At 73.8% G+C, this 12114-nt stretch carries 7 protein-coding genes and 1 pseudogene; 2 read left to right on the top strand and 6 right to left on the bottom strand.

The window, feature by feature from the left end:
* Positions 1–17: 17 nt before the first annotated feature.
* Positions 18–920 carry a sulfotransferase domain-containing protein gene (locus C8054_RS10495; protein ID WP_107156576.1) on the bottom strand — a complete coding sequence of 301 codons (903 nt, stop codon included), beginning with the start codon at positions 918–920 and terminating at the stop codon, positions 18–20.
* 202 nt (positions 921–1122) lie between these two features.
* On the opposite strand from C8054_RS10495, the gene C8054_RS10490 reads away from it, so the two are divergent.
* Complete coding sequence (locus C8054_RS10490; protein ID WP_233219572.1) at positions 1123–4485, top strand: hypothetical protein; 3363 nt, start codon at positions 1123–1125, stop codon at positions 4483–4485.
* A 64-nt stretch (positions 4486–4549) separates the two neighbouring features.
* Here C8054_RS10490 and C8054_RS33200 read toward each other — a convergent pair whose 3' ends face one another.
* From C8054_RS33200 to C8054_RS10475, 3 genes are all read right to left on the bottom strand, one after another.
* Entirely contained in the window at positions 4550–5722 is a 1173-nt protein-coding gene (locus C8054_RS33200; protein WP_146179904.1) for a cellulose binding domain-containing protein, read from the bottom strand.
* 224 nt (positions 5723–5946) lie between these two features.
* Positions 5947–8631: a hypothetical protein gene (locus C8054_RS10480; protein ID WP_107156575.1), complete on the bottom strand. Its 2685-nt coding sequence runs from the start codon at positions 8629–8631 to the stop codon at positions 5947–5949.
* Positions 8632–8935: 304 nt separating this feature from the next.
* Positions 8936–9700, bottom strand: a complete 765-nt coding sequence (locus tag C8054_RS10475) for a TetR/AcrR family transcriptional regulator (RefSeq protein WP_107156574.1) — start codon at positions 9698–9700, stop codon at positions 8936–8938.
* Positions 9701–9800: 100 nt separating this feature from the next.
* On the opposite strand from C8054_RS10475, the gene C8054_RS10470 reads away from it, so the two are divergent.
* Positions 9801–10784 carry an NAD(P)-dependent alcohol dehydrogenase gene (locus C8054_RS10470; RefSeq protein WP_107156573.1) on the top strand — a complete coding sequence of 328 codons (984 nt, stop codon included), beginning with the start codon at positions 9801–9803 and terminating at the stop codon, positions 10782–10784.
* Positions 10785–10839: 55 nt separating this feature from the next.
* Here C8054_RS10470 and C8054_RS10465 read toward each other — a convergent pair whose 3' ends face one another.
* Both C8054_RS10465 and C8054_RS32000 read right to left on the bottom strand, forming a co-directional pair.
* Positions 10840–11331 (bottom strand): hypothetical protein, encoded by a 492-nt coding sequence (locus C8054_RS10465; RefSeq protein WP_107156572.1) that lies wholly within the window; start codon positions 11329–11331, stop codon positions 10840–10842.
* 4 nt (positions 11332–11335) lie between these two features.
* Positions 11336–12114 (bottom strand): annotated as a pseudogene (locus tag C8054_RS32000) (hypothetical protein); the annotation flags it as partial.

Here is a 12114-nt window from a genome sequence, read left to right as displayed (position 1 = left end):
CGCTCGGCCGACAACCCCTACCGGGCCGCGGGGTCCGGCCCGTCGGGCCGGGCGGCGACCGCGTCGCGGGCGGGGTAGCCCAGCACCTCGGCCAGGTCACCGGCCGCCGCGGTGTACGCGGCGTAGATGTCGTCGTCGAAGTGGTTGCGCCAGTCGCCGGCCGCGCCCTTGCGGTAGTGGGAGATCCGGCCCGGCGTCTCCTTGTCCTTCTTCATCTTCGTGAAGCTGTAGCGGGCCAGCAGCGCGGTCAGGTCGGACGGCGGCAGCGTGATGCCGCAGTGCCGCATCAGCCGGTCCACCTCTTCGGCCTGCCGGTCGCCGGTCAGGTCCTCGTAGCGGAACAGCCGGAACGTCTCCGCGGGTGGGGCCACCGCCCACGAACGCATCTGCCCGAACTGCTTCTTGTCGCGGAGGCGGTCGATGACAAAGAGCATCCCCTCCTTCTTCGACTTCTCCTGGAGGGCCTTACGGGCCTGCGGGATGTCGCCCATCGGGGCGTGCGAGTTCCGCAGCGAGAAGTAGCTCGACACCACCACGTCGCGCGGGTCGCGGATCACGAAGAAGGCGCGGTACGTGCCGGCCTTCGGCACCGTCTCGAACCGGCGGTGGGACAGGAAGATCGCGAGGCCGACCCGGCCGCGCGGGACGGGCGCGGTCGCGCCGCCGGAGTAGAAACGCGGGTCGTACGGCAGCAGCCCGGAATGACGGTAGACGGTCGGATCGCTGAACAACGCCTTGATCCACTGGCTGCCCGTCTTGCGGACGGTGCAGTGGAAGATGTTGTCGAATTCGCTGCGGGAAACGACCGGCACGGTGAGCCGCATCCGGGTGTTGCGCGTTTCCATCTGCGCCCGCCGGGCCGCGACGCGCATGGAGTTCGGCGTATTGTGCTTGGCGAATTCGACGGCGCGATTGATCATTCTTCCAAACCTGTTCCGCGCCCCGCGGAGCAGGGCAAACCGACACTTACGCGCATGTCGCACAGCCGGAATCCGCAGACTCCATCCGCTCGCCCCGCGCCCCGATGCGCCGCTAGGAATATCCCCGACGGTCCCATTGATGTCAATCGGAGCAGACCTGAGAGTACGCTGAAAATCCGCAATTTACATAGGAATTGCAGGAATGGCGGCGCGCGCGATTCCGGTCCGCCGCGCCCGGGCCGGCACCCGGGGCGCGCCACCCACCGGCACAATGTGCGTCGTGCTCACCGCCACCCGCGCGCTGCTGACGTCGCTCGACCCGCTCCCCCACCGGGCCCGGATGCGCCACCTCGCCGGCTGGGCACGCACCGCGCCCGACCGCGCCCAGGTCTGCGCCGACCTCCGCGGCCGGGACGCCTACGCCCGGCGGCTCGCGTTGATCGCCGCCATGGTGGTCCGGGACGACGCCGCCGTCGCCGCCGCGACCCGAGACCCGCAGCCGTCGATCCGGGCCGCCGCGCTCGCCGGGGCGCTGCGCGGCGGCACGCCCGCCGGCGACCTCACCGACCGACCCGCAGCCGACCGGCGACGGGTCTACCGCACGCTGCGCCGCCGGCCCGTGCCGGCCGTCGCCGACGCGCTGATCATCGAGGTACGCGACCGGTTCGGCGACGCGGAGGCCGCCGCGTTGCTGCCGGCCTGCGGCACCGACACGGTACGGGCGTTGCTGCCCGACCTGGAACACGCGCTCGACCCGGAGCGGCTGGTCCGCCGGCACGCCGGCACGCTGCTGGCCCGGACCCGCGAGCGGCTGGCCGTGGCCCCGCCCGAGCAACGCGCCCGGATCTGGGGCGAGGTCGCCGGCGCGGTGCTGCGATGCGACCCGGCGGAGGCGCTCGACCTGCTCGAACGGTACGCGCCGGAGCGGTCGCTGCCCGGCCCGCCGATCGCGTACGGGCGGCTCGCCGGGTACGACGCGGGCCGCGTCGTACGCCTGCTCACGGTGCCGGGACGCGCGGCCTGGGTGGCCCGGACCGCGCCGACGCCGGCGCTGCTGCGACGCCTCGCGACGCTGCCCACCGACGAGCTGGCGCCACTCGCCGTCCGGTTCCGGGACCATGGCCGGAGCCTGGCGGCGCTGCTCGACGCCGTCGCGCCGCACCGGCGCGGCGAGCTGTACGACCTGGCGTTCGCCGGCACCGACACCACGCTGCTGGTGCCGGCTGCCGAGGTGGTGGACGTGCTGCCGGCGACGGTCCGGGTCCGGGAGGCGACCCGGGTGCTCGGCCTGCCCCGGATCCGGGAACGGGAGGCCGACGTCCGCGCGTGGAGCGCGTACCTGCCCTGGCCGGACGCGTCCGCCGCCCTGGACGGCGCGGTGCGCTCCGGTGACGCGGACGAGCGGGCCACCGGCTGGGCGCTGCTGGTGGCCGCCGCCCGCCGCTCCCGCGACCCGCGCGCGGTGGCCGAGCTGGTCGCCCGGCTCGCCCGGCTGCGCAACGAGCAGGATCCGGTACGCGCCTCCGCGCTCACCGCACTGTCCCGGGTCGCGCCGCTGCTCACCGCCGACACGGCCGACGGGCTGACGCGGGTGACCACCGACGCGGTCGACGCGCGGGACGCCTCGGCCGCCACCACGTCGGCGCTGAGCCACCTCGCCGTCGACGTGCTGGCGCGCCACGTCGACGTGACGCCGCTGCGCGGCTGGGCGTTGCTCACCATCGACCGGGTGAGCAGCGGCGCGACCGTGCCGATGCTGCGCCGCTTCGACCAGGTGCTGCGGCGCGGGCAGGAGACCATGGTCTTCGAGCGGCTGCGCGGCTGGGTCGAGGCCGGCATGAGGCGCGGCAACCACGCTCCGCTCTTCGCGCTCACGTACGCGCTGGGCAGGCGGGCCTGGCGGCTGCCCGCGCTCCAGGGGCTGCTGCGCCGGGCGCTCGCCCGGGGCACGCTGCCCGCGGTGGCGCGGACGGCGATCGCGCTGTGGCTCGCCGACCCGGCCACCCGCGCCGAGCGGGTGGCCGAGGTGCTCGGCGTCGACGCGTCGGCGGTGACGCTGCACGTGGTCTGGGAGACGGTCGGACGCGTCCGCACCGACCTGCTCGACCGGGCGCTGGGGCGCCGCCCGCGCGGCCGGTTCGTCGAGTCCGGGATCCGGTGGGTGCCCGGCCACGCGCCGGGGGCCGCCCGCTGGCTGCCCCGCCAGCAGGCCCGCTTCGTGGAGCTTCAGGAGCTGGTCGTCACCGACCCCGGCCACGTCGTGTGGCAGCGCGCGGCGGCGATCCGGGCGGCCGCCGGACTCGGTGACGCCGGGCGGGCGCTGGTCCGGCGCCACCTCGACGCGCCCGAGGTGCCGATTGCCGAGGCGGCGCTGGGTGCGCTGGTCCGGACCGACCGCCCGGACGAGGCGCTGCCGGTGCTGCTCCGGTACGCCGACGGCGACCGGGCCCGGGTCGCGCTGTACGCGGCGGCCCGCGCCGCCCGGCACACCCCGCCGTCCCGGCTGGTCGACCTGCTCGGCACGCTGCTGCGGACCGGGACCGCGAAGCTCACCAGCCGGAAGGAGGCCGCCCGGCTGCTGGCCCGCTACGGGCCGCCCACGGCGATGGCGACGCTGCGCGACGCGTACCTCGATGCGGGAACGCACCGGGACCTGCGGGCGGCGATCGTCTCCGCCGCCCGGCAGCGACTGACCCCGGAGGCGAGCTGGACCGTTCTGCGGGCCGCGGTCGACGGCAGTCGCGAGGAACGACGCGCGGTCCTCGGCGCGTATCCGTATTGGCTCCCGGAGCGCCACCGACCCCAATACGCCGCGCTCGTCGTCGAGGCGTGTCGCGCCCCCGACCGGGAGGTCCGGCGTGCCGCGTTCGACCGGCTCGGGGACTGGGCGCCCTGGTTGGCCGACGTCGCCGACCTGGTCGTCGACCGGCTCACCGACCTGGACGAGACGCTCGTCGACGTGGCGGTGGCCGACCTGCTGCGGGCCGGCGGCGACGAGGTGCTCGGCGTCGCGCTGGCGCGGCTGGTCGACCGGGACGCCGCCGACGACCGGCCCGGCGACCCGGCCGCCGACCGGCCGGACCGGCGGCGCGTCGACGTGCTCGTCCGCGGCGCTGCCGTCCGGGTCACGCACCGGCCGGCCGACTCCGACCGGACCGCGCTCGTCGACGCCGCCCGGTGGCTCGCCGGCCGGCCCGGTTTCGTCGGCACGGCCGCCGGCCTGCTGGTCGACCTCGGCCGGCTGGACAACCTGGACGAGGTCGCGGCGCTCTGCGCGGGCCGGCCCGTCCTCGCGGTACGCGCCGCCGGACGGCTCGACGCGCGCCTGCGCGCCCTCCCGGACTGGCCGGACCTGGCCGGGCTCGACGACGTGGTGGCGCTGCTGGCCGGCCGGGGTGACCTGGCCGGCGGGCTGTTCGCGGTGGCGCTGGTCCGGCACGGGGCGGTCTCCGGGTGGCCGCAGCCGTGGCGGGGCCTGCTGACCGGGCTGCGCCGGCACCCCGACGCCGACGTGCGGGAGGAGGCGTACCGCGTCGACATGCGGGAGGCAGCGCACACCCGGTAGGGGTCGGACCACTGCCCCACGGGCGCCGGCCGCGCTGACGGTCGACGCGGCCGGCGCCCGTCGGTCAGTTGATGGTGACCGAGTACGAGTTGGTGGTGACCTGCCCGTTGCCGGTGAAGATCTCCGGTCCGGCCTGGACGCTCGTCAGGTACTTCGAGTTGCTCACCCAGCCGCGCTGCACGAGGTCGTTGGTGAAGTCACGGATGTTGAGCGTCGCGTTCGTGGTGTTGGCCGCCCGCACGTACGAGTAGACGTTCCAGGTGCCGACGTAGCCGCGCCACACCTCCCAGGTGGTGCCCGCGATGGTGACGGTGCCCTGGCGGCTGCCGGCCGGGGAGGCGTTCGAGCGGTAGAGCCAGATCATCAGCTCGTCGGTGGGCTGGTCGGCCGAGCCCGGGTTGGCCATCGGGTGCAACCACATGTCGTACGCGACGTTCTGGTTGACGGTGCCGTTCTGGGTGACGTTGAAGCTCCAGCTCGTGTTGACGTTGCGGTTGGCGGACAGTTGCACCGGCAGGCCGGTGCCGGAGCGTCGCCAGCCCCAGTGCCAGCCGAGGATCGCCGCCGCGAACGACTTGACGGTGCCGGCCTGGCCGCTCCACGAGTAGCTGGTCCCCCACGAGATCCGGTCCCCGGAGCCACCACTGGTCCAGATGCACTGGCTGCCGGAGCCGGAGCTGCCGCCCCACTGGTTGTTCGGGATCCAGTACTTGCCGATGTCGATCAGGTCGGTGCTGCCGCAGAGCTTCGGCGACGGCGGGTAGTCACCGGGCGGCGGCGGCGAGGTGGGCGGTGTGGTGGTGGGCGGAGCCGGGGTGGTGGGCGAGGTCGAGCCGGTGCAGGTCGTGCCGTTGAGGGCGAACGACGTCGGCACCGGGTTGCTGCCGGTCCAGGTGCCGTTGAAGCCGATGCTCGCGCTGCCGTTGGTGGGGATGGCGGCGTTCCAGGTGGTGTTGGTGACGGTCACCGCGGCGCCGGTCTGGGTGAAGCTGCCGTTCCACAGGTCGGTGACCTGCTGGCCGGCGCCGAACGACCAGGTGAGCCGCCAGCCGTTGACCGGGTCACCGAGGTTCTTCACGCTGACGTTCGCGCCGAACCCGCCGGACCACTGGTTCGTGACGGAGTAGCTGACCTGGCAGCCGGCGGCGGCGTACGCCCGGGTGGCGACCGTGCCGGCGGTGACGAGCGTGACCGCCGCGGTGGCGGCCACCAGCGCTCGGATGCGTTTCCGGGACATGGGTTCTCCGTTCCGCCGCCCGACGGGGCGGCGATGGGCGTCGTGAATCGCGCCCCGTCGCACCGGCGACATGCCCGGAAGCCGCCGGGTGGACATGGCGTCGGCCCGACCACCATGCCATTCATCGAGGCTTGTCGTTGTAACGGTATGTCGGCCGCGGAATTCACGTCAACGCGGAAGCGGACGCGCGGGCCGGTCACCGGTGCGACACGTCGGTCGTGCGCTCACGGTTCCACCTGCTCCTCGTCCGGGACCACCGCGTCGGCGTCCAGGCCGGCGCCGTCCAGGACCTCAAGGACCCACTGCCACCGCCGGGCGTGGCGCATGCAGAGTTCGGCGTACCGCGCGGTGAGGTCGTGGTCGGCCACGTCCAGCACGCGCAGCACCCGGTCCTCGTCGTCCGCGTCCGCCTCGAAGACACCTGCCATCGCGCCGCCCAGCAGGTCGAGGCGTCCATAGACCGCCGACACCGCGTCATCCACCCGGCCCTCGACCTTGTGCGCCAGGTGAGGATCGTCGTCCTCGACCGCGCTGACCTGCGGCAGGTCGAGGTCCTCGTACCGCGGCACCGGTGGCGGAAAGTGCAGCTCGGCGGTCCGGACCAGCCGGACCGCCCGGGTGACTAGCCGGCCGAACTCCGCCCGGTCCTCCCAGTGCAGCCCCCGGTCACGACCGATCCGCTCGACGACCTGCCAGGTCCGTCGGTCCAGCCGCACCCACCAGAGGACGTCGTGCAGGAACGTCGGCGGCCTCTCGGGCCGGAGTCGCCGCTTGTGCCACTCCCGCTCCAGCAGTCGGGCGCCCTCGCACAACAACTGCCTGACGTACGAGGCGACCCGCGCCCTCGTGACGTCCGCGGGACGCGGCGAGACCGGCTGGAGGAACCGGTAGATGTCCTGCTCGAAGAAACGGAACACCGCGTGGTAACGCAACCAGGCCAGGTCGGACTCGCTGCTGAGAATCCAGGTACGCAGCCGGGACGCGGTGCCGTACCCGGTGTCGGACTGGGTGACGACACGCCCGGCATGCCCGCTCTCCGTGCTCTGCAGGGCGGCGCGCAGGTTCTCGACGGCCAGGTGGGTCAGGCGTTCCACCTCGCCCCTCGGGTCGGCCCGGGGTAGCCCGCATCTCCGGTCGTCCGGTCGCCGCGCGCGGAGCGTGCGGGGATATCCGGCCAGCGCGAAGGCCGCCACGCAGGCCGCGGTGTAGTAGTCGAGGTGGTTCATCGGCCTGAACGGGTTCCACCGGCGCTGCACCCGCCGGATGCGCTGCTCCAGCGCCCGGGGATCGGCCGGCCAACCGATCGTCAGGGCCCGGCGCGCCTTTGCCCGGTGGTACCGGAGCCACCAGGCCGGTAGGCACTCCGCGTCCCGTACGTCGAACTCCACGCGCTCCTGCGGCTCGTCACCGCCGGCGCACTCCGGTGCCGGGCCGGCGTCACGTCGGTCGTCGTTCAGCGCGCTCGTCAGGCGCAGCGGCGCCCACAGGTCGCGCATCGTGCGCAGCAGTCGGCGACCGATGTCGCGGTCCACGCCCGGCACGAGGCGGGCGAGGGCGGCGTCCTCGTGCAGCCGGTGGAACTCCTGCCAGGCCGCGAGCGCCAACAGGACGCGGGCGGAGGATTCCTTGGCGAGCAGGACGCGGACGCGGTCCTTCGCCTGCTCCGGGTCTACGGAGATGGTGCGGTTCACCACCGCGGGCCAGTAACGGTCGGCCAGGGCGGCGCAGAGCCGTTGCCGTGCCTGCTCGTGCGCCCGGTGCCGGTCGGTCCGCCGGTCGTCGGACGGGCCGTCGGCGAACCAGTCGCCCACCACCCGCTCGGTGTAGCCGAGAGCGCGGGCGTACTGGTAGCGCAGCCGGATCCACTCCGGGTGGCGGAGCAGCAGGCGCAGCGAGGACCAGGCGAACCGCCAGGGACGGACGAGCCGGTGGCGCCGACGGCTCCACAACGCACCCGTGTAGCGGCCCTCCAACTCGACCACCGCGAGCGCCGCCTCGTAGGTGTGCAGGGCGTCCAGGAAGAGCCCGAGATCCTCCTGCACGCTCGCCACCATCATCCTGATGTTGATGTTGAACGGGTCCAGGCGCAGCGCCTCCCGGTACCACCAGAGCGCCTCGTCGAGCTTCTGGTCGTCGTGCCGCTTCTTCGCCTCGCTGTAGCACTCGAACAGGTCGGCGGGCATGTCGCGGCCGTACCACTTGCGCCACGGCGGGTTCCTGGCCAGGCGCGTGGCCGGCAGGATCTTTGCCATGGTCCAGTAGGCCGCCCGACAGGTGGCGTCCTCCCAGCTCTGTCCCCACATGGTCGTCGTCGTGCTCCGGGAGCGGCCCAGCAGCGACGTGACCGTGACCGACAGCCCGAACCGCGGCTCCTGCGCCCGCTTCTGCAGCGTCGCGGTCACGAAGTACCCGTTCCTCGGCCACAACGCGGCCGCCACGCGCGTGATGACCTGCATCGGGGACGAGGTGTCGCCCTGCTTGGACAGGGCGTCCATGAAGCCCTGCGGCGCCGGGTCGGACGGGCCGGCGTACGGCGGGTAGACGTCGGTGTCCGCCAACTGCCGGCAGAACCTGCTTCGCAGGTAGGTGGCGCACCCGTCGCTCTCGTGGGTCCCGTTCTCGAACTTCCGGATGTCGATCGGCCCGGGACGGGAGGCGAAGCTCGACTGCTGCCAGGACCGCCAGGCCAGGTAGGTGAGCAGGCCGACGCCGAGCAGGCCCAGTTGCCGCCACCGCAGCGGGCCGCCGGCGAAGAACATGACGCGCAGGCCCGCCAGCACCCCCCGCAACCCGTCGGTGAGGGCCGTCCACACCTGGTGGGGTGCCCACCGGGGTTCCTTGACCACCCCGTCGCCGGCCAGATACAGGCAGACCAGCAGCGCCACGCTGAACAGCAGGGCGAGCGTCAACGCCGCCCTCGGGTGCGGCGTCGGGAGCGACGCGGGAGCGGTCCCGGACCCCTGCCGGGCCCGGCGCGGGGCCCGCGCGTCCCACGATTCGGGACGACGGACGTGGCACCCGCAGCGTTCCCCGACACCCCACATCCGCCGCCCCCGTGCGTCCTGACCTGCTCTCCAGCGTAGGCAGCAGGCGCGCGGACGCGGGCCGGGAACACGAAATCGACACCCGCCGTCGGCCGTCGCGGCGGTCGCCGCCGGCCGTCGCGGCGGTCGCCGCCGCCGCGGGGCACGACTCACCGGCCCGGACGACGGGTCACCCGGACGTCATCCGGTCGGCGGGGAGAACCCGAGCCGCCGTGGACGACATTCCTGGCTCCGAGGACGTCCAGCCCTGCCGGTGCAGCCGTTCGACGCCGTCCAGCAGCAGGTCCAGCGCGAACTCGAACTCGAACTGGTCGTCGCAGCCCGAACCGACCACCGATCCGTCCTCGTGGGACGCCGCCCCGGCGACCTCCGCGAGGTGCGGGAACCGCGCGGCGGCCTCCGGCGGGAACACGGCCGACGGCTCGGGCCCGGACGTGCCGGACCGGCCGGCGCGCCGGGACGCGTCGAACAGTTCCTGGCTGAAGCCGAGGATCCGGCTGCCCATCGCGTGCATCACGTGGTGCGCCAGGTCGACGGAGAACCCACCGGCCCGGAACGCTCCGACCATGGAGTCGAGGTAGGCCAGGACCCCGGGCGTCGCGGTGTCGCGCGTCTCGATGGCCAGCGACGCCCAGGGGTGGCGACGGAGCATCTGTCGCGCGGAGAGCACGCGCCGGCGGATGGTGTGTTTCCAGTCGCCGTCGGCGGCCGGCGGGTCGATCTCGGCGACGACCTCGTCGATCATGCCGTCGAGCAGTTCGTCCTTGTTGGCCACGTGCTTGTAGAGGGCCATCGGCACGACGCCCAACTCCTGGGCGAGGTTACGCATGCTGAGCGCGGCGATGCCGGCATCGTCGGCGAGCGCGACGGCGGTCCGCAGGATCCGTGCCCTGCTCAGTGGCGCCCGGCGCGCCACGTCGGCCTGCTCAGCCATCTCGTCCTCGCTCCCGGCGGCGGTGGTTGAACCCTAACCGCCTTGACAGGTGTACGCCGTACACCGACCATAGGTGTACGGCGTACACCAAGGAGGCACGATGAAGGCGATCGTCCAGGATCGGTACGGCCCGCCGGAGACCCTCACGCTGGCGGACGTTCCGGTGCCCCGACCCACCGCCGACCAGGTGCGCGTGCGGATCGAGGCCGCCGCGCTCAACGCGTACGACTGGCACGCCACCCGGGGCGACCCGTGGCTGGCGCGACTGGCGATGGGGCGCACCCGCCCCCGGGCCCGCATCCGGGGCCGGGACTTCGCCGGTCGGGTCGAGGCCGTCGGCGCCGACGTGCGGCGGGTGCGCGTGGGCGACCCGGTCTACGGCGACCTCGGCGACGCCAACGGCGCGTTCGCGGAGTACGTGTGCGTACCCGAGGCCCTGGTCGCGCCGGCGCCGGCGAACCTCACACCGCAGCAGGCGGCGGCGCTGCCGCTGGCCGGCACCACCGCGCTGCTGGGGCTGCGCGACGCCGGGCGGGTCCAACCCGGGCAGCGCGTCCTGGTCAACGGTGCCTCCGGCGGCGTCGGCACCCTCGCCGTCCAACTGGCCAAGGCGTTCGGCGCGACCGTGACCGCGGTCTGCAGCACCCGCAACGTCGACCTGGTCCGCACGCTCGGCGCCGATCACGTGATCGACTACACCCGCGACGACTTCACCCGCGACCCGCGCCGCCACGACGTCGTGTTCGACCTGGTCGGCAACCGCTCGCTCACCGCGCTGCGGCGGGCGCTCACCCCGACCGGGACGCTGGTGCTCTCCGGCGGCGGCGTCTACCGCGGCGGCCACCTCGTCGGACCGGTCTGGCTGCTCACGCGTGGCCGGCTGGTGGCGCCACTCGTCCGGCACCGCATCGTCGTCCTCGCCACGACACCCGGCCGGCGACACCTCGACGCGCTACGCGCCCACGCCGAAGCCGGCCACCTCACTCCGGTCGTCGACCGCACCTATCCGCTCGCGGAGGTGCCCGCCGCCATCCGCCACCTGGAAGGCGGACACGCCCGCGCGAAGGTCGTCATCACCGGCTGACCGCGCACGAGTGCCGGACGAAGCCCGTCCGGTCCCCGTCCGGCACTCGTGCGCGTCAACAGGACTTCTTCGCCGCGCGGCGGAACGCGTCCTCGGTGACCGCCTTCCGCTTGCCGCCGGGCTCGCCGACCAGCACCTGATCCGGCAGGAGCGCGGCCAGTTCCGCCAGCGTGAAGCGGACCGCGACGGTGCGATGCCCGCTGTCGAAGGCGGAGGCGGTGTACTCCGTACCGGGCTGGAACGCGGTGAGCGTCTGCCCGTCGACCGTCCACCCCGACGGCGACTGCAACAACCGGACCTCGTCGACGGCCCCACCGGTGCCGCGGTCGGTGTCCCACTGCATCGGCGGGGAGACGCCCTCGGTGGAGACGCTGACCCGGTCCGCGTCGAACGTGTCGCAGCCGACGATCAGCATCGTGGGTTGCCCGTCCACCTGGCGCATCGCGGTCACCCGCTTGGCGGCCGGTGAGCACGCGGAGACGGTGGCCACGGTGGCGAGCGTCGCGAGGACGCCCGCCACCCGGATCAGCCGGGACGGCGTCAGCATCGGCTCACCAGCAGAGACCCAGCATGCACTTGGCCACCGGTTCGAGCCAGCTGGGTTGCGCCGGTTCCTTGCCATGCTCCCAGTATCCGCCCTTCCACGGATTGGCCCCGATCTCCCACGGGTTGGCGTCACCGTCGGTGCCGGTGAGCAGGTACGACAGGGCGGTGCCGGAGAAGTAGAGCGCCAGGAAGCTCGGCGGGCTGAAATGCTGCCACTGATCGGAATGTCGTGCCTCGTGTTCGAGCAGGTCCGGGCCGTACGTCCCGGCGTCCACCCCGGCCCGGCGCAACGCCTCCCGCTCGGCGGCCTCGCCGTTGACGGTCTGGAGCAGCTCATTCGCCGAGTCCGGGTAGAGCAGGTAGTCGCCGATCGTGATCGGCCGCCCGTTCGGGGTCTGCACGCCGTAGCAGATCATCTGCTTCTGGCCGGCGAAGCACTGGCCGCCCCACAACTTGACGGCCGCCTGGGCCAGCAGGTTGTTGCCGAGCAGTTGGTTGCCCAGTCGGAACGGCGGGTCCCGTGGCGGGTCCTGGCCCGGGATCGGCACCTCCCAGGGGCTCTGCTCGGGGCCGCCGCGGGACTGCTCCTCCCGCTGCAACCGCACCGCGGCGTCGAGCGCCGCCAGGGCGTCCGCCGCCGCCTCCTGCGCGCTCTTGCCGGCGGCCAGCGCCGAGGCGCGGGCCTGCGCGGCAGCCCGCTGGGCGGCGTCGGCGTAGGAGGCGGCCCGGGCCGCTGCGGCGTCGGCCGTCGCGGCGGACCGCGCCGCCGCCTGGGCGTCCCGCT

The sequence above is a fragment of the Micromonospora sp. RP3T genome (assembly GCF_003027925.1).
Taxonomy (GTDB): Bacteria; Actinomycetota; Actinomycetes; order Mycobacteriales; family Micromonosporaceae; genus Micromonospora.
The sequence above is the reverse complement of the archived record's forward strand: the minus strand, read 5'-3'. Positions and strand labels throughout refer to the sequence as shown.